The organism is Pantoea sp. 1B4 (genome assembly GCF_016925765.1).
GTDB lineage: Bacteria > Pseudomonadota > Gammaproteobacteria > Enterobacterales > Enterobacteriaceae > Pantoea > Pantoea agglomerans.
This window is the reverse complement of record NZ_JAEUWZ010000001.1, coordinates 507,844-531,742: the sequence shown is the minus strand read 5'-3', so window position 1 is coordinate 531,742 and position 23,899 is coordinate 507,844. Positions and strand designations below refer to the sequence as shown.

The window sequence follows — 23,899 nt, the reverse complement described above, 5'->3', positions numbered from 1 at the left end:
GGTTAACGATGAGTTAACAGTCACGCCACTATTAATCCGTGATAATAAGAATTTTATGCCAGCCGCCCGTGATTATCAGTAAAAGCAATCACCGCAGCAAATAACGACTTTTTTTGTCAGATTCAAAAAACAAAAAAAGGCCGAACAGAGTCGGCCTTTTTTATCAGTAATATCGCAGAGTTACTGCACGTTACGCACTTCGACACGTAACTCTTTGGGAACTTCGAAGACAATATTCTCTTCACGGCCAATCAGCTCAATTGCCGCTTCGCCGCCCAGTTCACGCAGCCGCTGGATCACCTGCTGCACCAGAATATCGGGCGCTGACGCGCCTGCGGTAACGCCAATGCAGGCCACGCCTTTTACCCACTCTTCCTGAATATCATCCGCAGAGTCGATCAGCTTCGCCAGCTTACCGGCACGCTGAGCCAGCTCAGCCAGACGGTTAGAGTTAGAGGAGTTCTTCGACCCCACCACCAGCACCACTTCCGCATCTTTAGCCAGAGTACGAACCGCTTCCTGACGGTTGGTGGTGGCGTAGCAGATATCATCTTTACGCGGCCCGATAATCGCCGGGAAGCGCTGGCGCAGAGCATCAATGATGTCAGAGGTGTCGTCCACAGAGAGCGTGGTCTGCGTCATGAAGCTCAGATTGTTTTCGTCTTTCACTGTCAGTCTGAAGACATCTTCCGGTGACTCCACCAGATACATGCCGCCATTAGGGTTGTTGTACTGCCCCATGGTGCCTTCAACTTCCGGATGACCCGCATGACCAATCAGTATTGCCTCAACGCCTTTACGGCTGGCGCGAGCCACTTCCATATGCACCTTGGTCACCAGCGGACAGGTAGCGTCAAACAGCATAGTCAGATTGCGCGCTTTGGCTTCGGCACGCACTGCCTGAGAAACACCGTGCGCAGAGAAGATCAGAATCGCGTTATCCGGCACTTCACTGATCTCTTCAATGAAGATGGCACCGCGCTCACGCAGGCTGTTTACCACGTAACGGTTATGCACCACTTCGTGACGGACATAGATTGGCGCGCCATACATCTCCAGCGCGCGCTCAACAATACTGATGGCACGATCAACGCCAGCGCAGAAGCCGCGCGGATTAGCTAACAGGATTTGCATCGTTGGCCTCCAGTGCGGGATCGATTTCCAGCACCTCTACATCAAACTGAATACGACGACCTGCCAGCGGATGGTTGAAATCCACAGTGATAGAGTCACCAGAGATTTCACGGATCACGCCAGGCATTTCACTGCCGCCCATGCCGCTGAACAGCATGATGGCTCCCACTTCCGGCTCACCCGCATCGATAAAGTCCCGACGCGAGAAATACTGGATCAGGTCAGGGCTGACGCCGCCAAAGGCGTCGTCCGGTTCCATGGTAAACTGTTTAGTTTCACCCGCTTTCAGCCCCAGCAGTGCCTGCTCAAGTGCCGCAGAGAGGCTGCCATCACCAAGACGGAACAGCGCGGGCTTGCCGTTTGCACGGGTCGATTCCGCCGTCGAGCCATCTTCCAGCTTCAGCGTAAAATGCACCAACACCGCGCTTTCGCGCTGTACGGACTCAGTCATCACTTACCCTTTCTGTTTAGCCTGTTTGCCGTTCGGGCTGAAAAAGCCCTCCAGCACCACCAATGCAGCACCGATACAGATGCCGCAGTCAGCGATATTAAATGTAGCGAAGTGCCAGTTACCGACATAGAAATCGATAAAATCGACCACAAAGCCATGGTATGAGCGATCAAACAGATTGCCTATCGCGCCGCCGATGATCAGGGCATACGCGATGTTAGCGATCTTCTGACTGGCATGATTACGATACATCATCACGACCAGTGAGATCACGATAGCCAGCGCAATACCGGCAAAGAACCAGCGCTGCCAGCCGCCTTTGTCCGCCAGGAAACTGAACGCCGCGCCGTAGTTGTGCGCGTAGAACAGGTTCAGGTAGGGCATCAGTGGCTGGGTTTCATGCAGCATCATGTTGTTCATCACCCACTGCTTACTGGCGAAGTCGACAACAATCACCACCAGCACCAGCCACAGCCAGCGCAATCCGGTTGATAAAATAGGTTTACGCATCAGGCAAATTCACGCTGTTCGCCGTCACCGGCTACGTTAGTGTAACAACGACCACAGACCTCAGCATGCTCAGGATTCTGTCCGACGTCGGTAGTGTAATGCCAGCAGCGCTGACATTTCTCGCCTTCCGCCTTGTGCAGCGCGATTTTCAGACCTTTCAGCAGCTCACTCTGCTGCGCTTCGTCGTTCGCCAGGGCGTAATCAGCCACCTGTGCGCCAGAGGTCAGCAGCACAAAGCGCAGCTCATTACCCAGCGCCTGCAGTTTAGCCGCCAGCTCCGGATCGGCATAGAGCGTTACCGTTGCTTCCAGTGCGCCACCGATACGTTTATCCGCACGCGCCTGCTCGATCACCTTGTTCACTTCGCCACGCACTTTCAGCAGCTCAGCCCAGTAGGCGTCATTCAGCGCTTCATCTTCAGCCAGGCCAAACAGCCCCTGATACCACTCTTCGGTAAAGACATACTGCGCACGTTCGCCTGGCAGGTAGCCCCAGATCTCATCCGCCGTAAAGGACATGATCGGTGCCATCCAGCGTACCAGCGCTTCGACGATATGCCACAGCGCGGTCTGGCAGCTGCGACGCGCCAGGCCATCGCCTTTCGCGGTGTACTGACGATCCTTGATGATGTCGAGATAGAAGCTGCCCATCTCAATTGAGCAGAACTGCATCAGACGCTGGATCACTTCGTGGAAATCGTAGTTCTCGTAAGAGGCAACGATATCGGCCTGTGCCGCCTGAGCGCGACCGACGGCCCAGCGATCCACCACCACCATCTCTTCCGGTTTCACCAGATCGGTAGCCGGGTTAAAGCCGCTGAGGTTAGCCAGCAGGAAACGCGCGGTGTTACGGATGCGGCGATAGGCATCGGCAGAACGTTTAAGGATCTCATCGGAGACCGCCATTTCGCCCGAGTAGTCGGTTGATGCCACCCACAGGCGCAGAATATCGGCGCCCAGTTTGTTCATCACATCCTGCGGCGCAACCGTGTTACCGATCGATTTCGACATCTTGCGGCCCTGACCATCCACGGTGAAACCGTGCGTCAGTACCTGACGATAAGGCGCTTTGCCCTTCATCGCCGTGGAGATCATCAGCGAGGACATAAACCAGCCGCGATGCTGATCGGACCCTTCCAGATAAAGGTCAGGCGCATGTCCGCTAAATTCCGGACGCGCATCAACCACGGAATAGCTGGTTGAACCGGAGTCAAACCAGACATCCAGCGTATCCGGCACTTTTACGTAATGATCGGCATCGTCGCCCATCAGCTCGCGCGGATCGAGATCCCACCAGGCCTGAATCCCCTCCTGCTCAACGCGCTGCGCCACTTTTTCCATCAGTGCCAGCGTGTCCGGGTGCAGCTCTTCGCTCTCTTTATGAACAAACAGCGCCATCGGTACGCCCCAGGTACGCTGACGAGAGATACACCAGTCAGGGCGGTTCGCCACCATCGATTCGATACGCGCCTGGCCCCAGTCCGGGATCCACTGCACGCCTTTGATCTCCTTCAGCGACTGCGCACGCAATCCTTTCTGATCCATGCTGATGAACCATTGCGGCGTGGCGCGGAAGATGATCGGCGTTTTATGGCGCCAGCAGTGCGGGTAGCTGTGCAGCAGTTTCTCAACGTGCAGCAGCGCGCCCTTCTCTTTCAGCAGCTCAACGATCATGTCGTTGGCTTTAAAGACGTTGACCCCATCCAGCGTCGGATAGGTGCCTGGCAGATAGCGGCCATCCGGTCCGACCGGATTAGCGGTTTCGATGCCATATTTCTGCCCGATAACATAGTCATCCGGACCGTGGCCAGGTGCCGTGTGGACTGCACCGGTACCCGCTTCCAGGGTGACGTGATCGCCCAGCACCACCAGCGACTCAAGCGCCAGGAACGGATGCTGGAATTTCTGCAGCTCCAGCGCCGCGCCTTTGCATTCGCCCAGTACCTGCCATTCGCTGACGCCCGCGCGCTTCATCACGCTCTCGACCAGATCTTTTGCCAGGATCAGCGCGCGACCGTCGATCTGCAGCAGCTGATACTCAAATTCCGCGTTTAACGAGATGGCGCGGTTAGCCGGCAGCGTCCACGGTGTCGTCGTCCAGATCACCAGTGAAATCGGACCATTAACCTGTGCCACACCAAACGCCTGACGCACCGCGTCGGCATCGATGGCGTTGAACATCACATCAATCGACGGTGACGTTTTGTCGTAATACTCCACTTCCGCTTCTGCTAAGGCAGAACGGCAATCCAGGCACCAGTGCACGGGCTTCGCGCCTTTGTGCAGGTGGCCGTTGCCGATGATTTTACTCAGCGCACGAATGATGTTGGCTTCGGTACCGAAATCCATGGTCAGGTAAGGACGATCCCAGTCGCCCAGCACGCCCAGACGGATAAAGTCCGCCTTCTGGCCTTCAACCTGTTCTGCGGCATATTTGCGGCACGCTTCGCGGAATTCAGCAGCGGTGACTTTCTCGCCTGGCTTGCCGATCATCTGCTCAACTTTGTGTTCGATTGGCAGACCGTGACAGTCCCAGCCCGGCACATACGGCGAGTCATAACCCGCCATGCCTTTCGACTTAACGATAATGTCTTTCAGAATCTTGTTAACGGAGTGACCAATATGAATGCTGCCGTTCGCATACGGAGGGCCATCATGCAGGATAAAGGTTTTTTTCCCTTTTTTTGGCTTCGCGGATGATGCCGTACAGATTGTCGGCATACCAGCGTTGCAACATTCCCGGTTCGCGTTTGGCCAGATCGCCACGCATCGGGAATCCCGTTTCCGGCAAATTCAGGGTAGATTTATAGTCACTCATCAGATTCTCGATTCCGTTTTTCGCTCAGGTTAAAGCAGCCCAAAGAACTGCCGGGCCGTTACCACATCGTTCGCAATTTGTTCTTTCAACGCCTCCAGTGAGGCAAAGCGCTGCTCGTTTCGTATTTTCTGTTTCAGCACCACATCAATGTGACGACCATAGAGATCCATATTGATGTCGAGCAGGTGAACTTCAAGCTGCTGGCGTAAACCTTTTACGGTCGGACGGGTGCCGATATTGGCGACACCTGGCAGTGGCTCGGGCGTCAGACCCCGTACCTCTACCGCATAAACCCCTTTCACCGGCGAGACGCTGCGGCGTAAAGGGAGGTTCGCCGTGGGGAAACCTAGCGTGCGTCCCAGTGCATCACCGTGCACAACGCGGCCGGAAATAGTGAAAGGGTGACCAAGCAGCGACTGCGCCAGCGCTAAATCATCCACGGCCAGCGCCTGACGCACGGCAGTACTGCTGATTCGCTTACCGCCATCACAGAAGGTTTCGGTGCTTACGACCTCAAAGCCGTACTCCGCACCGGCTTTCTGTAATAACAGGAAATCACCCTGGCGACCAGCGCCGAAGCGGAAATCATCGCCTACCGCAAGGTACTTTACGTCCAGCTTTTCGACTAACAGGTCACTGATAAAACGCTGGGCGGACAAGGCCGCAAAGCGACGGTCGAACCGCACGCACAACACTTTATCGACGCCGGCTTCCGCCATGTATCGCAGTTTTTCACGCAGACGCGTCAGACGAGCCGGCGCTTTGTCACCGGCAAACAGCTCCAGCGGCTGTGGCTCAAAAACCATGACCACCACCGGCAGATTACGCTTACGTCCCTCTTCACACAGCCGCGACATCAGCGCCTGATGCCCACGGTGCACGCCATCGAAATTACCAATGGTCAGAACGCAGCCGCGATGCTGCTCGTTAAGATTATGAATACCGCGGATAAACTTCATGGCTGGCCCAAACCGGTGGAAATCGGCGGATTATACCCTTGAAAGCGACTCAGGTTAACCCGTCAGCACGCCTTTCATGCTTTAGGCGCTGCATTTCCTGTTGCAGAAGCGCATGTTAAGAATTTTGTCGCGAAATACTGTATTCAGCGAGGGGAAGCTGGTAGAATCCTGCGCCATCAAATACGTAACCGAGTGCCGCTCTCAGGGCGACGCTTATTTGCACAAATCCATTGACAAAATCAGGTTAGAAGGGCATAGTCCTCGGCCTTTGATTTGTCTCTATAGAACACATTTGGGAGTTGTACCTTGGCTAATATCAAATCAGCTAAGAAACGCGCCGTAACATCTGAGAAACGCCGTAAGCATAACGCTAGCCGCCGCTCTATGATGCGTACCTTCGTTAAGAAAGTATACGCGGCGATCGCTTCAGGCGACAAAGCTGCTGCGCAGAACGCATTCAATGAAATGCAACCACTCGTGGACCGTCAGGCTGCTAAAGGTCTGATCCACAAGAACAAAGCTGCACGTTATAAGTCTAACCTGACTGCACAGATCAACAAACTGGCTTAATCGCCTGTTGTTAATCGCTTTGTTAAAAAAAGCCGGCGCTTACGCCGGTTTTTTTTCGTCTGTACCCTGGCGGGGAAAGAGTTCGCTGAAGTCTGCGTGACAGAGTCGCTGCACCGCCGGATGCTGAATCATCCGCTCCGCGAAGAGTATGTGATACTCCTCTGACACCGCGTCGAGCCGCCCGACTTCATATATTTCCTCACGTTGACCCATCTCCAGCAAAGGCGCGACAAAAATCGCATTCTGTCGCGCACCAAACGCCGTCATCAGTGCCGCATCATCAAACTCACCCAGAATCTCCACCTGCAGCCCCTGGGTGCTGATCCAGTTGAGGATTTTGCGCCCCAGCATGGAGCGGCGCCCCGGAATCAGCAGGGGGCGCGTCTCCAGGCAGACCGGAAAAGAGAGATCGCTGAGCGGCTGGGTTGACCAGAAGCTGATCGGGCATTCCCCCCAGCTTCACCGAAAATAGCCCTTCCTGTTGGGTGGGGTCGATGGAGCAGTCAGAGATAATCATATCCAGCTTATGCTGACTGAGCTGCTCCAGCAGCATTTCGTGGGTCGATTCAAAACATCGCAGATGAATTTTCTCTTCTGCGACCACCGCCGTCTCCAGCACCTTGCTGACCAGCTGCTTTGAGAGCGCATCTGCCACGCCAACATCCAGCAGCAGATGGGACTCTTTGCGGTAATTCACAATATCCAGCATCTCCTGACTCAGCATAAACATGCGGTCAGCATAGCGAAAAACCAGCTGCCCCAGCTCCCGTCGGTACCAGGCCCCGCCCCTGACGCCGGAACAGCTTGCCCTGCAGGCGCTCCTCCAGTGCCTTAATCTGCCCGGTAATGGTCTGTGGCGTCAGGGAGAGTGCCTCTGCTGCTGCCGTAATTGATCCCGCACGGCAGGCGTGCCAGAAGTAGTAGAGATGATTGAAATTGAGCTGATTCATAGAAAAAAGGAGGCTTTCGCCTCCTCTCCATTAGCGCAGTTTAATTCGCAGCAGCGTATAGCCGATGACGGCTGAAAGCAGAGAGCCGGTCAGAATGCCCAGTTTAGAAAAGGTCACCAGCTGTTCATGCGCGGCATCAAAGGCCAGCGAACTGATAAAAATTGACATAGTGAAGCCAATTCCGCACAGCACACCAATCGCCATAATATCGCGTATGGTTGTGCCGTTGGGTAATACTGCCAGCCGCAGTTTTACCGCCAGCCAGCAGAAGAGCGTAATGCCTAATGGCTTACCGATTAACAGGCCGAAGATGATACCTGACGGTTCAGGCGAGAGGACATCACTCAGCGTAATGCCAGCAAGTGAGATACCGGCATTAGCAAAGGCAAACAGCGGCAGAATCATCCAGTTCACCCACGGCATCAGACCATGCGCCAGATGTTCCGCTGGAGAGTGCCCCTCTTTCTTCTCCAGAGGCACGAAAAAGCCCACAATGACGCCAGCCAGGGTTGCGTGGACGCCCGACTTCAGCACGGCGGTCCAGAGTACGATACCCACCAGTATGTAGACTGAGATTCTACGGACGTTAAAGCGGTTCAGGAGTGCCAGCACGACAATTGCGCCAGCAGCCACGCACAGGGAGAGTACTGAGAGATCACTGGTATAGAACAGAGCGATAATCACAATGGCACCCAGGTCATCAATAATCGCCAGTGCCATCAAAAAGACTTTCAGCGCAACGGGAACACGGCTGCCCAGAAGGGCCAGCACACCCAGCGCAAAAGCGATATCGGTTGCGGTGGGAATGGCCCAGCCGTTACGTGCAATCTCATCACCATGGTTGAAAAGCAGGAAGATCAGAGCGGGTAACGCCATGCCGCCTATTGCCGCGATGACCGGGAATATCGCCTTGTCACGGCTGGCAAGTTCGCCGACCATCAACTCACGCTTAACTTCCAGGCCAATAACCAGAAAGAAAAGTGCCATCAGCGCATCGTTGATCCACAACAGCAAATTTTTGCTGATATCCAGCGCCCCGAAGCGGATTTGTACCGGTTCATTCAGCAACGCCTGGTAACCCTGGGCGGTAGCGGCCGTATTGGCGAGGATCATCGCCGCGACCGCCGCCACAATCAACATCACGCCATTGCTGGCATCACTTTCAATAAAACTTTTTAGCAGATTTTTTAATTTGCGCGGCTTGTTCAACGTTCATCTTCCTGAGCAGAGACAGAATGTTAAACAGTGTAACGATTCATATAGTTCGTTAAAAGCAGCTTATACCGCGCTATATGCTCGGTTTCGCCGAGCAGTAATAGCAGTAAACGTCGACATTTTTATGAGTGCTGCGGTGAGGGAGAGATAATGCAGCCATCACAGGCAGGGGATTTAAAGTAAAAAAAGCGGAGCCGGGGCTCTAATGCTGGTCAGTTAAGCGACAGGTGATAACGCAGTCTGGTGCCGGGCAGGGGCTGGCGGTCCTCGCGCCGCTTCGCGGTTCCTTCACTTCATTCCTCTGCCTGACGGACCGCCGGGGATGGCACATCCTGTGCCGCCCCGCCTTTCGCCCGCGTCCTGCGGGCTCTCCTGGCAGACTCATTCTGTTCAGCGCTGCGGATTGCCTGCCCCTGCCCGGCATCAGCCTGCTCTGAAACTTCAGTGTGTATTGTTAAAAAGGGCACGAGAATGGAGGCCTGAGCGCCTCTGCTGCTGAAAGGGCTATCCACAGCGCTGAGGCGTGACGGTGGGCCAGAAGTCCACGCCGGGAAGCGTGGACAGTTCGGGACCGGCCAGGGAGGGCCGATCCCCGAACGGTTCGTCGGCACGACGTCAAAGCCGAAGGTACCGCGTGAGCGGCGCGAGGACGGCCCGGCAGCAGCAGAGGTGCGCTGGCCCGCACTGCGGCTCGCTCGCCCAAAAAAAAGCTGCCACGTTTGACCGTGACAGCCTTTACAAATCTAATCTTAGCTGCTCAGCATCAGAGCCGGGGCTCCACTTTTTATCAGGCAGACTTAACGAGTCAGATCATCAAAGAATTTTTTCACGCCGTCGAAAAAGCTCTTTGAGCGTGGGCTGTTATGCTCGCCGCTCGGGCCGCCAAAACTCTCTTCCAGTTCACGCAACAGCGCTTTCTGTTTCTCATTCAGGCTGACCGGTGTTTCCACCACGACACGACACAGCAGATCGCCGACCGCGCCGCCACGCACAGATTTCACGCCACGTCCGCGCATGCGGAACAGCTTGCCGGTCTGAGTTTCTGACGGCACTTTCAGCTTCACGCGACCATCCAGGGTCGGTACTTCAATCTCACCGCCCAGCGCTGCCATCGCAAAGTTGATCGGCACTTCACAGTAGAGATTGTTCTCTTCACGCTCGAAGATCGGGTGTTTCTTCACCGAGACCTGAACGTAGAGATCGCCTGCTGGTGCGCCCTGCTCGCCCGCTTCGCCTTCGCCGCTCAGACGAATGCGATCGCCGGTGTCGACCCCTGCCGGGATTTTCACTGACAGCGTTTTCGACTTCTCAACGCGGCCATGACCATGACAGGCGTTGCACGGATCTTTAATCACCGAGCCGCGACCATGACAGGTCGGACAGGCCTGCTGAACGGTGAAGAAGCCCTGGCGCATCTGCACCTGGCCTGCACCGTGACAGGTTGAACAGGTTTGTGGCTGCGTTCCCGCTTTCGCGCCGCTGCCGTGGCAGACGTCACACTCTTCCAGCGTTGGAATGCGGATCTCTTTGGTCACGCCGCGTACCGCTTCTTCCAGCGACAGCTCCATGTTGTAGCGTAAATCGGCGCCACGGGAGGCGCGCTGACGGCGTCCACCACCAAAGATGTCACCGAACACGTCGCCAAAGATATCGCTGAAGTCTGCGCCGCCGCCACCAAAGCCGCCGCCGCCGTATCCACCGCCACCCATACCGCCCTGTTCAAAGGCTGCATGACCATATTGATCGTAGGCCGCACGCTTCTGCGCATCGGTCAGGATTTCGTACGCTTCCTTGACCTCTTTGAATTTGGCTTCGGCTTCTTTGTCACCGGGATTACGGTCCGGGTGAAATTTCATTGCCAGGCGTTTGTAAGCCTTTTTTGATTTCACGCTCGTCCGCGGATTTGGCGACGCCTAAAATCTCGTAGTAATCACTCTTCGCCATGTTTATTTAGCCCTTAACATGATCGCACGGGCGTGGAGAGATCTCCTACGCCCGTGCTGGTTTCAACGGCTGTCAGGCCAACCGTCGCGCCCGGTCAGGGGCAATTATTTCTTGTTGTCTTTCACTTCTTCGAATTCAGCATCGACAACGTCGTCATCTTTCTTCGCTGACGCGTCACCGGCATCCGCTGCACCCGCCTGAGACTGCTGTGCTGCTTCCATCAGTTTGCCGGACACTTCCATCAGCGCCTGCATTTTGGCATCGATTTCCGCTTTGTCTTCGCCTCTCAGCGCAGTTTCCAGCGCGGCCAGAGCGGCTTCGATTGGCGCTTTGTCATCAGCTGACAGTTTGTCGCCTGCTTCTTCCAGCTGCTTACGCGTGCTGTGGGCAATCTGATCGCCCTGGTTACGCGTCTGTACCAGCTCTTCGAACTTGCGGTCAGATTCAGCGTTCGCTTCCGCATCACGCACCATTTTCTGGATCTCTTCATCGCTCAGACCTGAAGAGGCTTTGATGGTGATTTTCTGCTCTTTACCGCTGTTCTTATCTTTCGCCGACACGTGCAGGATACCATCCGCATCGATGTCGAAGGTCACTTCGATCTGCGGCAGACCGCGTGGCGCGTTCTGGATACCGTCGAGGTTGAACTGGCCCAGTGACTTGTTGTCATTGGCGCGCTTACGCTCACCCTGCAGCACGTGAATGGTCACGGCTGACTGGTTATCTTCAGCAGTCGAGAAGACCTGGCTGTGCTTGGTTGGGATGGTGGTGTTCTTGCTGATCAGCGAAGTCATCACGCCACCCATGGTTTCGATACCCAGTGACAGCGGGGTAACGTCCAGCAGCAGCACGTCTTTCACGTCGCCACCCAGTACACCACCCTGAACCGCAGCACCAACCGCGACCGCTTCGTCCGGGTTCACGTCTTTACGTGGCTCTTTACCGAAGAACTCAGTCACTTTGGCCTGAACCAGTGGCATACGAGTCTGACCACCCACCAGGATAACGTCGTTGATGTCTGAAACAGACAGACCCGCATCCTGCAGCGCAACTTTCAGTGGCGCGATTGAGCGAGCAACCAGATCTTCAACCAGTGACTCCAGTTTAGAGCGGGTCACTTTGATGTTCAGGTGCTTAGGACCGGTCGCATCTGCCGTGATATATGGCAGGTTAACGTCGGTCTGCTGTGCAGAAGAAAGTTCGATTTTCGCTTTCTCTGCCGCTTCTTTCAGACGCTGCATCGCCAGTGGATCGTTGTGCAGATCGATGCCCTGGTCTTTCTTGAATTCAGCAACCAGATAGTTAATCAGGCGGCTATCGAAGTCTTCACCACCCAGGTGGGTATCACCGTTGGTCGCCAGAACTTCAAAGGTTTTTTCGCCGTCAACTTCGTCGATCTCAATGATTGAGATATCGAAGGTACCGCCACCCAGGTCATAAACCGCGATGGTGCGGTTACCCTGGCCTTTATCCAGACCGTATGCCAGTGCAGCAGCAGTCGGTTCGTTAATGATACGTTTGACTTCCAGACCTGCGATACGGCCGGCGTCTTTGGTTGCCTGACGCTGCGCATCGTTGAAGTAAGCAGGTACGGTAATAACCGCTTCAGTCACTGGCTCACCGAGGTAATCTTCGGCGGTCTTTTTCATTTTCTTCAGCACTTCAGCAGAGATCTGCGGCGGTGCCATTCTCTGACCTTTCACTTCCAGCCATGCGTCGCCGTTGTCAGCGCCGGTGATTTTGTACGGCATGATTTTAATATCACGCTGTACTTCTTCGTCCTGGAAGCGACGACCGATCAGACGCTTAATTGCGAACAGGGTATTCTGCGGGTTGGTCACTGCCTGACGTTTAGCCGGTTGACCGACCAGAATTTCGCCATCCTGTGTATACGCAATAATTGAAGGCGTGGTGCGATCGCCCTCGGCATTTTCCAGCACGCGTGCTTTAGTGCCATCCATGATCGCAACACAAGAGTTGGTTGTACCCAGGTCAATACCAATAATCTTACCCATCTAAACATCTCCCACTTAAATTCGTTGCCAATTTGGGTTGTGAACCTTTTATGTGGGCGGGTTGTTTGCATTCAACTGCCAGCACATGCTTTTTTTCCAACGTTCACAACGCTCGATGACAAGTAAATGGGGCCGCTTCGATGCGCATCAAGGGCTAAACCAAAAAAAAAATTTTTACCTTTGGCCCTGTCGGGATCAAAGAACGCTGCCACAACGCTGAATATGATGCGTCGCCTTGTTCCCCTCAGGGAGCAGGACGGAATCCGTTTATTACATCAACGATCATTTTACTGCCGAGGAACTATGGCAAATTCAACGCTGGCTAACCCTGCCCCGCTGGGATTAATGGGATTTGGCATGACGACCATTTTGCTGAACCTGCACAACACGGGCCTGTTTGCCATGGACGTGGCGATTTTAGCCATGGGCATTTTTTATGGCGGGATTGCGCAGGTGCTGGCCGGTCTGCTGGAGTTTAAAAAAGAACAACACTTTCGGGCTGACCGCCTTTACCTCTTACGGCATGTTCTGGTTAAGCTTTGTGGCGATCCTGCTGTTACCTGAAATGGGACTGGCAAAAGTGCCAGACGAACGTTTCCTGGGGGCCTGGCTGGCACTGTGGGGCATTTTCACGCTGTTTATGTTCGTCGGTACGCTGAAAGGTGCGCGGATGCTGCAGTTTGTTTTCGGCTCGCTTACGCTGCTGTTTCTGCTGCTGGCCGTGGCCCATCTTATGCACCTGCCGGCGCTGGTGGTCTCCGCGGGCTGGGTCGGGATACTCTGTGGAGCCAGCGCCTGCTATCTGGCGATGGGTGAAGTGCTGAACGAAACCTTTGGCCGCACCATTCTGCCGATTGGCGCGAAATCGCTTTAAGCCTGCCTTTACGCATAAAAAAAAGACGCGGAGCCAGGCTCCGCGTCCCCGCATTACAAAGAGTTAATCCCCTGCTGCAGGCCAGGCTCGTGGCTGACATCACGCCGCAGCCAGATCCCCGTCAGCAATCCCACCAGCGCCAGCGCCATCACATACCAGCAGGGTGCCATCTCTGAGACGTTCATCAGCAGCGACACAAAGATGGGTGTCAGCCCGCCGAAGATCGCATAGGAGAGGTTGTAGGAAAATGAGAGTCCGGTAAAACGCACTTCTGCCGGAAAGGCGCGCACCATCACAAAGGGCACCACGCCGACGATACCGACGCTGAGACCCGCCACGCCATAAAGCAGGAAGAGCTGCTGTGGATAGAGGGCGGTCAGGTGATAAAACTGCCAGCTACAGATCGCCAGCAGCAGGCTGCCGACACACAGCGTACGACTGGCACCAAAGCGATCGGCCGCGAGTCCGGCAATAATGCAGCCAATGCAGAGCATCACGGTAGCGATGCTGTTGGCCTGCAGGGTCAGCGCAGGCGCGATGCCCTGCTGTTTTTGCAGCCAGACCGGCGACATCAGGATCACCACCACGATGCAGGCGGAGAGCAGCCAGGTCAGCAGCATAGAGATGACAATCGACTTTTTTATGCTCTGCCAGCACGGTCTTCAGCGGCAGAGTTTCAGCCAGCGCTTTACGCTGCTGCATCTCGATAAACACTGGCGTCTCATGCAGCCAGCGACGCAGGTACATCGCGACCAGCCCGAACACGCCGCCGAGGAAGAACGGGATGCGCCAGCCGCCATCATGGATCGCCTGCTGCGACATTGAGGTATTGATCAGCGTGGCTACCAGCGACCCCAGTAAAATGCCGATAGTCAGCCCGGCCGTCAGCGTGCCGCAGGCGATGCCGATACGTTTATAGGGCACGTGTTCCGCGACAAACACCCAGGCGCCCGGCACTTCACCGCCAATCGCCGCGCCCTGTAACATCCGCATCAGCAGCATCAGCAGTGGCGCAGCAAGGCCAATCGTCTGCCAGGTGGGTAAAGCGCCCATCATCAGGGTCGGCAGCGCCATCAGCAGAATGCTCAGGCTGAACATCTTTTTGCGCCCGAGCTTATCGCCAAAATGCGCCATCACGATGCCGCCCAGCGGACGAGCCAGATAGCCTGCAGCAAAAATGGCAAACGTCTGCAGCTGACGCAGCCATTCCGGAATATCCGAAGGGAAAAAGAGTTCGCCAATCACGGTGGCGAAGAAGACGAAGATAATGAAGTCGTAGAATTCCAGCGCGCCGCCCAGCGCGGCCAGCGCCAGGGTCTTGTAATCCTTACCGGTCAGACGCTGAGTGTGAGTCGGATTCATAATATTCCAGAGGCAAAAGAGATAAAGTTGTAAAGATCTTATTACTATACCGTCAATCTTTTGCCACACCAGCAAGGCTATAGCTTATGCCTGAAATGGGGAATATTTAGTTATTTATCTCACGTATCGCGCTTTTAGGCCGAAATGCTGCTACTACGCTGGAATGCGTTTCGACGTAAGGCCCTTCCAGCAACTGTAAACAATAAGGTACAGATGCAAAGATGCCGTGAACTTTTACGTTGCCCTGCTCATCCTTCAGCCCTTCCAGCGTCTCTTTGATCGACTTCGGCTGACCAGGCAGATTGAGGATCAGCGACTGCTTGCGGATCACCCCGACCTGACGCGACAGAATCGCGGTCGGTACGAACTGCAGGCTGATCTGGCGCATCTGCTCACCAAAACCAGGCATTTCACGATCGGCAACGGCTAAGGTGGCATCGGGCGTGACATCGCGTCGGGCCGGACCGGTGCCGCCGGTGGTTAACACCAGATGGCAAAAACGTTCATCGACCAGTTCGCAAATCGCCTGCTCAATCATCGGCTGCTCGTCGGGCACCAGTCGGGACTCAATCTCAAACGGGCTGCTGATTGCGCTGCCGAGCCAGCTCTCCAGCGCGGGAATACCCTGATCCTGATAAATGCCGTTCGCGGCGCGATCGGAGACCGAGATCAGGCCAATGCGTAATGTATTCATGATTAGCTTCGCTGTGATTTACCGCGGTGCGGTTGGAGTAAAAGGGGAATAGCCGAGAGGATAATATAAAGTGAAAGGGTCGGAAAAGGGAAAACCGTGGCAGCCTGCGCCGCCACGGTCAACAGATTACAGCAGTTCTGCCAGCATCTTCTCAAGTTTGCCCTGATCAACGGCAAAATTGCGGATACCTTCTGCCAGCTTCGCAACCGCCATCGGATCCTGGTTGTGCTGCCACAGGAACTCAGACTCGGTCATGCGCGCCGGACGCGCTTTCACTTCGCCGCTGTAGCTCAGTTTACGCTCCAGGGTGCCTTCGCTCTCCGCCAGCTCTTTCAGCAGGGCAGGAGAAATGGTCAGACGGTCACAGCCAGCCAGCTCGATGATTTCGCCGACGTTACGGAAGCTGGCGCCCATCACCACGGTTTCATAGCCGTGCTGCTTGTAGTAGTTGTAGATTTCAGAAACTGAAACCACGCCTGGATCTTCGTGCGCGGCATACTCTTTCTTGTCAGTATTGGCTTTGTACCAGTCGAGGATACGGCCAACAAACGGAGAGATCAGGAACACGCCCGCTTCAGCACAGGCACGCGCCTGAGCAAAGGAGAACAGCAGCGTCAGGTTACAGTTGATACCCTCTTTTTCCAGCTGCTCTGCAGCACGGATGCCCTGCCAGGTAGAGGCCAGTTTGATCAGGATGCGGTCGTTGCTGATACCGGCATCATTGTAGAGTTTGATCAGGCTGCGGGCTTTGGCGATGCTGCCTTCAGTGTCGTAAGAGAGACGCGCATCCACTTCCGTCGAGATGCGGCCTGGGATCAGTTTGAGGATTTCCAGACCAATGTTCACGGCCAGCTTGTCAGAAACCAGCTGCAGCTGCTCTTCTTTGTTGCTGCTCTGATCACGCGCCCAGCCGATCGCTTCATCGATCAGTTTACGGTATTCAGGAATTTGCGCGGCGTTGAGAATCAGAGAAGGGTTGGTGGTGGCGTCTTGTGGCTGATACAGCTTCATGGCTGCAATATCACCGGTGTCGGCGACGACGGTGGTGAGCTGACGCAGGGAGGTAAGTTTGTCCGTCATGTTCTTTTCTCTTAGTTAACTGTCAGTGTGAAAAAAGGCTGTTGCGATAATATCACGCGGCAACGGTGGCGCAAGGTCAGGGAATGCCGTTTACGATAGCGCGAACAAATAGGTGTGATTCGTCATTCTTTGCGGCTTTTTTTGGTACACTGCGAAGCCTGATAAGCAGCCAATGCCCTGTTAAACCAGGCATTAACCGAGGAAGCAACTATGTTGATGGTGATCTCTCCCGCCAAGACGCTGGATTATGAAAGCCCGCTGGCGACAACGCGTTTCACCCAGCCTGCGCTGTTAGAAAAGTCACAACAGCTGATTGAAATTGCGCGCGAGCTGTCACCCGCCAGCATCGCCTCGTTAATGGGCATCAGCGATAAACTGGCGCACCTCAATGCCGAGCGCTTCAACAGCTGGCAGCCCGATTTTTCCCCTAAGAACGCCCGTCAGGCGATCCTGGCATTCAAAGGTGATGTCTACACCGGTTTACAGGCAGAGACCTTCAGCGATCAGGATTTCGATTTTGCTCAGCAGCACCTGCGTATGTTATCAGGCCTGTATGGCGTACTGCGTCCACTCGATTTAATGCAGCCTTACCGTCTGGAGATGGGCATTCGCCTGGCGAATCCGGCGGGCAAAGATCTCTACACCTTCTGGGGCGATCTCATCACTGAAACGCTGAATGCTGCGCTGGCGGAACAGGGTGATGAGGTGCTGATCAACCTCGCCTCGGACGAATATTTCCGGGCGGTTAAGCCGAAGACGCTGCGGGCACAGATGATTAAGCCGGTGTTCCTCGACGAAAAGAATGGCAGTTACAAAGTGATTAGCTTCTATGCCAAAAAGGCGCGTGGATTAATGAGTCGCTATGTGATTCAGCAGCGCCTGACGAAGCCGGAACAGCTTAAGGCGTTTGATCTGGATGGCTATCGTTTTGATGCAGCCAGCAGCAGCGAGAGCGAGCTGGTCTTTAAGCGCGCAGAGCAGTAACACCCCGCACCCTCTGCTTTCCACAAACAGGCTTCCCGCAACCGGGAAGCCTTTCACAGGTTTACTTCAGCAGAAACGCCCGCAGCGAGGCGAAATCACCCTTCATCTGATGCGACAGCAGCGGCAGGTCGGCGCGCTCCGCTAACTCCGGCGGCAGCGTCAGGGTCTGTTCAAGGATCGCTTCCACACTTTCGCGGAATTTCGCCGGATGCGCGGTTCCCAGGAACACACCATACTCCCCTTCCTGCAGCTGATCGCGCAACAGACGCCAGGCAATGGCGGCATGCGGCTCGGAAATGTAGCCCATCTCAGCCAGTTCACGCATGGCGGCGCGCGTGGTCTCATCCGAGACCGCACCACAGGCCAGATCGGTTAAGCGCCAGGTTTTACGGCGGAACAGCTCTTCCACACGTGGCCAGTTATTAGGCTGGCTGACATCCATGGCATTCGACAGCGTAGAGACCGTCTGGTTTGGCTGCCACTCGCCGTTGCCCAGAAAGCGCGGCACCGTGTCGTTGGCGTTGGTGGCGGCGATAAAACGTTTGATCGGCAGGCCCAGCGATTTCGCCAGCAGACCGGCGGTCAAATCACCAAAGTTGCCGCTCGGCACTGACACCACCAGCTGATTACGTTTTTCCTGAGGCAGCTGTGCGACCGCTTCAAAGTAGTAGCAGATCTGCGCCAGCAGGCGGCTGATGTTGATGGAGTTAGCCGAGTTCAGGCCAATCGCGCGCTTCAGCTCTTCGTCATCAAACGCCTGTTTCACCAGCGACTGGCAGGCATCAAAATCGCCGTCGATAGAGATGGTTTCGATGTTGCCGCCCAGGGTACAGAAGAGTTTCTCCTGCAGCGGACTGATTTTGCCCTGCGGATAGAGGATCACCACGCGCACGTTCTTCATGCCGTAAAAGGCGTGCGCCACGGCCGCGCCGGTATCACCGGAGGTGGCGGTCAGAATGGTGATCTGCTCATCTGAGCCTGAGACATACGACAGCATCTGCGCCATAAAACGGCCGCCGAAATCTTTAAACGCCAGCGTCGGGCCGTGGAACAGCTCCAGACAGGCGATATCTTCGCTGACGGCTTTCACCGGGGCCGGAAAAGCAAAAGCGGCTTTAACACGCTCATGCAGCTGCTGGGCCGGAATCTCGTCACCAATGAAAGCCGAGAGAATTTTGCTGCTGCGGCTGACAAAATCCATCTCCAGCATCGCGTCGATGTCGGTCAGTTCAAACTCCGGCAGTTCCAGCGGAAAGAACAGACCCTGCTGCGAACCCAGACCCTGTTTCACCGCCTGGGCGAAGCTGACCTGCTCGTTGTGATCCTTAAGATTGTAGAGTTTCATGCGTTATCCCAATTGTCGTGCGCCAGCCGTGTCGAGACGGCAGATATGGACGAAGCCTTCATCATTCTGCAGATAGTGCTGGCTCAGCCAGTCAGCCATCCGCTGTGCCGTTTCCATCTGATTGCAAACGGCGAAAAGTGTCGGACCAGAGCCTGAGATACCGCACGCCAGTGCGCCAATATCTTTCGCGGCCTGCCGCGCCTCGGTGAAGCCTGGCAGCAGCCGGGTCCGGTAAGGTTCGGCAATCACATCCTGCATAAGTTTAGCTGCCAGCTGCGGCTGACGCGTATGGCAGGCGTGAATGAAACCGGCCAGCAAACGGCCATGCCTGATGCAGTCCTCTTTGCGGTACTGTGCCGGTAAAATGGCGCGCGCTTCTGCGGTCGAAACTTTAATGCCCGGATAGGCCATTACCCACAGCCAGTCATCAAAGCCCGGCACCGCCTGGCTGATAATGTCATTTTCCTGCAGCATCAGCTGAATGCCGCCGAGGAAGCAGGGGGGCGACATTATCATAGTGCACGCTGCCGGAGATTCGCCCTTCCAGCTCGCCCATCAGGGTCAGTAACGTGCTGTCGCTGAGAGGCTTGCCGCAAAACTCGTTCATCGCCATTAAACCGGCCACCACCGAGCAGGCGCTGGAACCCAGCCCGGAGCCGATGGGCATGTTCTTCTCCAGCGTCATCGCCACCGGGATCGCTTTGCCGATTTCCTGGCAGAAACGCTGCCAGCACTGGTAAACAATATTCTCTTTCGGATCGGCGGGCAGCTTACTGACAAAACGTCCGGCGTTGGTCAGTGAAAACTGCTCTGCCGCTTCCACGGAGACGCAGTCACCCAGCAGGGAGCCATCTACCGGCGAAACCGCCGCGCCCAGCACATCGAAGCCGACGCTGACGTTACCAATCGAGGCCGGTGCGTAAATTTTTACCATGATTAAACTCCCAACTTCCATGACAGCGTCCGCAGCAGGTCGGCAAAGACACCGGCCGCTGTGACATCATTTCCTGCACCGTATCCGCGCAGCACCAGCGGAATCGGTTGATAGTAGCGGCTGTAAAACGCCAGCGCATTCTCGCCGTTTTTCACCTTATAGAGTGGATCGTTGCCGTCAACGGCGTCGATCTTCACTTTGCAGATGCCGCCCTCTTCAATCACGCCAACATAGCGCAATACTTTGCCCTCATCCTGCGCCTGCGCAACCCGGGCGGCAAAAGCGTTATCCAGCTCAGGCAGACGCTGCATAAACTGCTCAATGTCCTGGATTTCGGTCAGGCTGGCGGGCAGCAGCGGCTCAATCTCAATGTCGCTCAGCTCCAGCTGATGACCCGCTTCACGGGCCAGGATCAGCAGCTTACGCGCCACATCGGTGCCGGAGAGGTCGTCACGCGGATCGGGCTCGGTAAAGCCCATCTCACGCGCCATGGTTGTCGCCTGCGACAGTGACATTCCGTCATCCAGCTGGCCGAAGATATAGGACAGCGAGCCAGAGAGGATACCGGAGAAGCGCAGCAGCTCATCACCGGCGTTCATCAGGTTCTGCAGGTTTTCGATCACCGGCAGTCCGGCGCCGACGTTGGTATCATAGAGGAATTTACGTCGCGATTTGGCAGCGGCGGCGCGCATCTGCTGATAGTAATTCCAGGAGGAGGTGTTGGCCTTTTTGTTTGGCGTCACCACATGGAAGCCTTCGCTGAGAAAGTCAGCATACTGATCGGCGACCGCCTGGCTGGAAGTACAATCCACAATCACCGGATTGAGCAGGTGATACTCTTTCACCAGACGGGTCAGACGACCGAGATTGAACGGCTCTTTCGCTTCGCCTAATGCCGCCTGCCAGTTGCTTAAATCAATGCCGTGGACGTGGGTTAACAGCGCACGGGAGTTAGCGATGCCGCAGACGCGCAGGTCGATATGCTTTTTCTTCAGCCACGCCTGCTGGCGATGTAACTGATCCAGCAGCGCGCCGCCGACGCCGCCGACGCCGACCACAAACACTTCGATTACCTGATCGGTGGCGAACAGCATCTGATGCACCACGCGAACCCCGGTGATCACTTCATCATTGTTCACCACCACCGAGATTGAACGCTCGGAGGAACCCTGAGCAATCGCCACAATATTGATATTGGCGCGCGCCAGCGCCGAGAAGAATTTGGCTGAAATGCCGCGCAGCGTGCGCATGCCATCGCCCACCACTGAAATCACCGCCAGGTTTTCAATGATATCCAGCGGATCCAGCAGGCCATCTTTCAGCTCCAGGTAGAACTCCTCCTCCAGCACCTGACGCGCCCGCGCCAGCTCGCTCTGCGGCACGCAGAAACTGATGCTGTATTCGGAAGAGGATTGGGTGATCAACACCACCGAGATGCCGGTGCGCGACATCGCCGCAAAGACTCTGGCCGCCATCCCGACCATCCCTTTCATGCCAGGACCGGAGACGTTGACCATCGCCATATTATTCAGGTTGGTGATGCCTTTTACCGGGTTCTCATCCTGTTCGCCTTCTGCTCCAATCAGGGTGCCGGGTGCCTGCGGATTGGCCGTGTTTTTGATCAGGCAGGGGATCTGGAACTGAGCAATGGGCGCGATGGTGCGGGGATGCAGCACTTTGGCGCCGAAATAGGAGAGCTCCATCGCCTCCTGATAGGACATCGACTTCAGCAGGCGCGCATCTGGCACCTGACGCGGATCGCAGGTATAGACGCCATCCACATCAGTCCAGATTTCACAGCAGTCGGCGCGCAGACAGGCGGCCAGCACAGCGGCTGAATAGTCTGAACCGTTTCGGCCCAGTACGACAAGCTCGCCTCGCTCGTTACCAGCCGTGAAGCCTGCCATCAGGATCATGTTCTGCGGCGGAATCTGACTCGCTTCAATGCGACGGGTTGATTCGGCGATATCAACAGTGGATTCAAGGTAGTGGCCGACCGCCAGCAATTTCTCCACCGGATCGATCACGCTGACCTCATGGCCACGCGCCTGCAGCAGCGCTTCCATGATCGCAATCGAGAGTTTTTCACCGCGGCAGATAATCGCCGCGTTGACGCTGTCCGGGCACTGTCCCAGCAGGCTGATACCGTGCAGAACCTGCTTCAGCTGCGCAAACTCCAGGTCAACGCGGGTTTTCAGTCGATCGTACTCAAAGCCCGGCTGCGCGTCAGCCAGTCCCTGCAACAGCTCGCTGAAGATGCGTTCGGCGTCGCTGATATTCGGCAAAGCATCCTGACCACTGATGGTTTTTTCAATCATCGCCACCAGATGGTTAGTGATCTTTGCTGGCGCAGAGAGCACGGTTGCAACCTGTCCTTGTTGCGCATTACTTTCCAGAATGTCAGCGACGCGAAGAAACCGCTCCGCATTCGCTACCGAGGTCCCGCCGAATTTCAGCACTCGCATAATATAAACTCTCCTGAATTTAAGCCGAAAAAAAAAGCCCGCACTGTTTAGGTGCGGGCTTATTTTCTGTTTTTCCTGTATGCGTCAGCCCGCACCGTTACCTGTGGTAATGGTGGTGGTAATAATTGTGGTGTTCAGGCTGATTTTACGCATTTAGATTTATTTTCTGTCTGTTTTTGTCTGTCCGTCTTGCTTCCAGAAGTAAAGCAAAGCGCACATTAAGTCAACCCGATTTGTCCGGCGGACAGATTTCCACCACTGCGCACAGCCACCGGTGAAAGCGTAAAACGCTGTTCGATCGGTTGCGATGCAGAAATTCCCTGCGATCTGTTGCTGTAAAATCAGCTTTTTGCCGAGGATTTATCTGTGAGTTTTTTTCAATATCGTGCAGCAGACGATGCAGCATCGCACTGTCGCGCTGTTCCAGCAGCCCCACCCGCTGATCGATCCAGTCTGACAGCTTCTCATCATCACTGACCTCCAGTTGCACCAGCAGCTGATGGAAACGCTGACGCAGCGCCTGCAACTGCTGTCCATCCGCCGCAGAGGCTTTTGATGCCTCAACCTGATTCAGCTTCGACAGCTGATAGCAGTAGACCATCACCGCCTGTCCGAGATTGAGTGAAGGATAGTCATTCGCCATCGGGATGCCGGTCAGCAGGTCTACAAGCTCCAGCTCCTCGTTGGTCAGCCCGCTATCTTCGCGGCCAAACACCAGCGCCATACTGTTTACCCACTGGCGTTTCTCCAGCAGTTGCGTTTCAACCTGCTCCGGTGTGGCGTAATAACGAAACTTTGCCCGGCTGCGCGCGGTGGTCGCGACCGAAAAATCGATGTCCGCTAACGCGTCGGCCAGGGTTGCAAAGGTCTGAACGTTGTCGAGAATTTCGCCGGCACCATGTGCCACCCGGCGCGCTGCGGGATCCTGCCAGGCGTCACTGGCAACGATGCGCAGCTGGCTGAATCCCATGGTTTTCATGGCACGCGCCGCAGCGCCGATATTTTCTGGCCGCGCGGGCGAGACGAGAATCAGGGGAAAAAGCATATTTATTCCATTGGTCCATTAACATAACGCCATATTAACATGGCTGTTAATGATTCAGTCGCCAGAAGGTAATAAGAAAATCGTGTGTTAACCATGTTAAAACTGGTTAAAAGTGATGGCCTGAATCTTTTTTATCCCTGAAACGAGCTTTATTAAAGAAATCATTATTAAACCATTTAACTTCAACGAGATAGAATGTGATTTCCGGCGGGTTTTATTTTGGCCCGACTGCGTAAAAAATGTAACGAAAATGATGCTTTTTGTGAGCTAAACAGGCAATCTGCGAGAAGTTTTTCACAAAAGTGTTAACGTGCTACAATTGCATTTGATATAAGTCAACGAAGCGTTGTTTTTATGCTTATCGGTTGTAGTTGGTGCTGTTAGGTTGCTGTTAATACAGTTAGGATATGCGCCATTATCATTAACGCCCGGGGCATGCAATTTTCATCCTGACTGGCTGAGCTAATACTGTTGTTGACGTTGATAGATGGCTTATCAAAATATGATTTCGTACAACGGTTCAGCGCGGCCCGCCGCTCTCGATGATGGAG

The 23,899-nt window shown here is 55.2% G+C and carries 13 protein-coding genes, 7 pseudogenes and 1 other annotated feature; of the genes and pseudogenes, 3 read left to right on the top strand and 17 right to left on the bottom strand.

Annotated elements, in window-relative coordinates; genetic code table 11:
• Positions 1-180: 180 nt before the first annotated feature.
• The 5 genes and pseudogenes from ispH to ribF all read right to left on the bottom strand — a co-directional run bounded on the left by ispH (position 181) and on the right by ribF (position 5,871).
• Positions 181-1,134, bottom strand: coding sequence for a 4-hydroxy-3-methylbut-2-enyl diphosphate reductase (gene ispH / locus JNO11_RS02465; protein ID WP_010253724.1), 954 nt, complete (start codon positions 1,132-1,134; stop codon positions 181-183).
• Positions 1,115-1,585: an FKBP-type peptidyl-prolyl cis-trans isomerase gene (fkpB, locus tag JNO11_RS02460; protein WP_325176899.1), complete on the bottom strand. Its 471-nt coding sequence runs from the start codon at positions 1,583-1,585 to the stop codon at positions 1,115-1,117. Before fkpB ends, ispH begins: the two co-directional genes overlap by 20 nt.
• Positions 1,586-1,588: 3 nt before the next feature.
• Positions 1,589-2,095, bottom strand: coding sequence for a signal peptidase II (gene lspA, locus JNO11_RS02455; RefSeq protein WP_010253719.1), 507 nt, complete (start codon positions 2,093-2,095; stop codon positions 1,589-1,591).
• A pseudogene (gene ileS / locus JNO11_RS02450) lies at positions 2,095-4,912 on the bottom strand (isoleucine--tRNA ligase). Before ileS ends, lspA begins: the two are co-directional and overlap by 1 nt.
• A 29-nt stretch (positions 4,913-4,941) precedes the next feature.
• On the bottom strand, positions 4,942-5,871 hold the full coding sequence (gene ribF, locus JNO11_RS02445) for a bifunctional riboflavin kinase/FAD synthetase (protein WP_010253714.1): 930 nt from the start codon (positions 5,869-5,871) through the stop codon (positions 4,942-4,944).
• Positions 5,872-6,177: 306 nt separating this feature from the next.
• Between ribF and rpsT the strand changes: the two genes are divergently transcribed.
• Positions 6,178-6,441: a 30S ribosomal protein S20 gene (rpsT, locus tag JNO11_RS02440; protein WP_008925553.1), complete on the top strand. Its 264-nt coding sequence runs from the start codon at positions 6,178-6,180 to the stop codon at positions 6,439-6,441.
• A gap of 39 nt (positions 6,442-6,480) precedes the next feature.
• Here rpsT and nhaR read toward each other — a convergent pair.
• The 4 genes and pseudogenes from nhaR to dnaK form a co-directional block, all read right to left on the bottom strand.
• A pseudogene (gene nhaR / locus JNO11_RS02435) lies at positions 6,481-7,391 on the bottom strand (transcriptional activator NhaR).
• Positions 7,392-7,421: 30 nt separating this feature from the next.
• Positions 7,422-8,600 (bottom strand): Na+/H+ antiporter NhaA, encoded by a 1,179-nt coding sequence (gene nhaA, locus JNO11_RS02430; RefSeq protein ID WP_010253702.1) that lies wholly within the window; start codon positions 8,598-8,600, stop codon positions 7,422-7,424.
• Between the two features lie 803 nt (positions 8,601-9,403).
• A pseudogene (gene dnaJ, locus JNO11_RS02425) lies at positions 9,404-10,550 on the bottom strand (molecular chaperone DnaJ).
• A gap of 104 nt (positions 10,551-10,654) precedes the next feature.
• On the bottom strand, positions 10,655-12,565 hold the full coding sequence (gene dnaK, locus JNO11_RS02420; protein WP_010253698.1) for a molecular chaperone DnaK: 1,911 nt from the start codon (positions 12,563-12,565) through the stop codon (positions 10,655-10,657).
• 303 nt (positions 12,566-12,868) lie between these two features.
• Between dnaK and satP the strand changes: the two are divergent.
• Positions 12,869-13,439 (top strand): annotated as a pseudogene (gene satP, locus JNO11_RS02415) (acetate uptake transporter).
• Positions 13,440-13,492: 53 nt separating this feature from the next.
• On the opposite strand, the pseudogene JNO11_RS02410 reads toward satP, so the two are convergent.
• From JNO11_RS02410 to tal, 3 genes and pseudogenes are all read right to left on the bottom strand, one after another.
• Positions 13,493-14,801: pseudogene (locus tag JNO11_RS02410) on the bottom strand (MFS transporter).
• 106 nt (positions 14,802-14,907) lie between these two features.
• The gene (gene mog / locus JNO11_RS02405; protein ID WP_010253692.1) at positions 14,908-15,495 is read right to left on the bottom strand and encodes a molybdopterin adenylyltransferase; all 588 of its coding nucleotides are present in this window, start codon (positions 15,493-15,495) and stop codon (positions 14,908-14,910) included.
• A gap of 126 nt (positions 15,496-15,621) precedes the next feature.
• Complete coding sequence (gene tal / locus JNO11_RS02400) at positions 15,622-16,575, bottom strand: transaldolase (RefSeq protein WP_010253690.1); 954 nt, start codon at positions 16,573-16,575, stop codon at positions 15,622-15,624.
• Positions 16,576-16,785: 210 nt separating this feature from the next.
• Between tal and yaaA the strand changes: the two genes are divergently transcribed.
• Positions 16,786-17,559 carry a peroxide stress protein YaaA gene (gene yaaA / locus JNO11_RS02395; RefSeq protein WP_010253688.1) on the top strand — a complete coding sequence of 258 codons (774 nt, stop codon included), beginning with the start codon at positions 16,786-16,788 and terminating at the stop codon, positions 17,557-17,559.
• A gap of 61 nt (positions 17,560-17,620) precedes the next feature.
• Here yaaA and thrC read toward each other — a convergent pair whose 3' ends face one another.
• The 5 genes and pseudogenes from thrC to JNO11_RS02370 form a co-directional block, all read right to left on the bottom strand.
• The gene (gene thrC, locus JNO11_RS02390) at positions 17,621-18,904 is read right to left on the bottom strand and encodes a threonine synthase (RefSeq protein ID WP_010671693.1); all 1,284 of its coding nucleotides are present in this window, start codon (positions 18,902-18,904) and stop codon (positions 17,621-17,623) included.
• Between the two features lie 3 nt (positions 18,905-18,907).
• Positions 18,908-19,838 (bottom strand): annotated as a pseudogene (thrB, locus tag JNO11_RS02385) (homoserine kinase).
• Positions 19,839-19,840: 2 nt separating this feature from the next.
• Complete coding sequence (gene thrA, locus JNO11_RS02380) at positions 19,841-22,303, bottom strand: bifunctional aspartate kinase/homoserine dehydrogenase I (protein WP_010671695.1); 2,463 nt, start codon at positions 22,301-22,303, stop codon at positions 19,841-19,843.
• 27 nt (positions 22,304-22,330) lie between these two features.
• Positions 22,331-22,449, bottom strand: a sequence feature (Thr leader region).
• The gene (thrL, locus tag JNO11_RS02375) at positions 22,388-22,456 is read right to left on the bottom strand and encodes a thr operon leader peptide (protein ID WP_071591720.1); all 69 of its coding nucleotides are present in this window, start codon (positions 22,454-22,456) and stop codon (positions 22,388-22,390) included. Its footprint overlaps the feature before it by 62 nt.
• A 220-nt stretch (positions 22,457-22,676) precedes the next feature.
• Positions 22,677-23,348: pseudogene (locus JNO11_RS02370) on the bottom strand (tRNA/rRNA methyltransferase); the annotation flags it as partial.
• Positions 23,349-23,899 lie beyond the last annotated feature (551 nt).

Bases quoted from the DNA above. Each gene is read 5' to 3' on its own strand.
- lspA (WP_010253719.1), bottom strand. From the start codon at position 2,095: ATGCGTAAACCTATTTTATCAACCGGATTGCGCTGGCTGTGGCTGGTG.
- thrA (WP_010671695.1), bottom strand. From the start codon at position 22,303: ATGCGAGTGCTGAAATTCGGCGGGACCTCGGTAGCGAATGCGGAGCGG.
- dnaK (WP_010253698.1), bottom strand. From the start codon at position 12,565: ATGGGTAAGATTATTGGTATTGACCTGGGTACAACCAACTCTTGTGTT.
- ribF (WP_010253714.1), bottom strand. From the start codon at position 5,871: ATGAAGTTTATCCGCGGTATTCATAATCTTAACGAGCAGCATCGCGGC.
- thrC (WP_010671693.1), bottom strand. From the start codon at position 18,904: ATGAAACTCTACAATCTTAAGGATCACAACGAGCAGGTCAGCTTCGCC.
- mog (WP_010253692.1), bottom strand. From the start codon at position 15,495: ATGAATACATTACGCATTGGCCTGATCTCGGTCTCCGATCGCGCCGCG.
- fkpB (WP_325176899.1), bottom strand. From the start codon at position 1,585: ATGACTGAGTCCGTACAGCGCGAAAGCGCGGTGTTGGTGCATTTTACG.
- yaaA (WP_010253688.1), top strand. From the start codon at position 16,786: ATGTTGATGGTGATCTCTCCCGCCAAGACGCTGGATTATGAAAGCCCG.
- tal (WP_010253690.1), bottom strand. From the start codon at position 16,575: ATGACGGACAAACTTACCTCCCTGCGTCAGCTCACCACCGTCGTCGCC.
- ispH (WP_010253724.1), bottom strand. From the start codon at position 1,134: ATGCAAATCCTGTTAGCTAATCCGCGCGGCTTCTGCGCTGGCGTTGAT.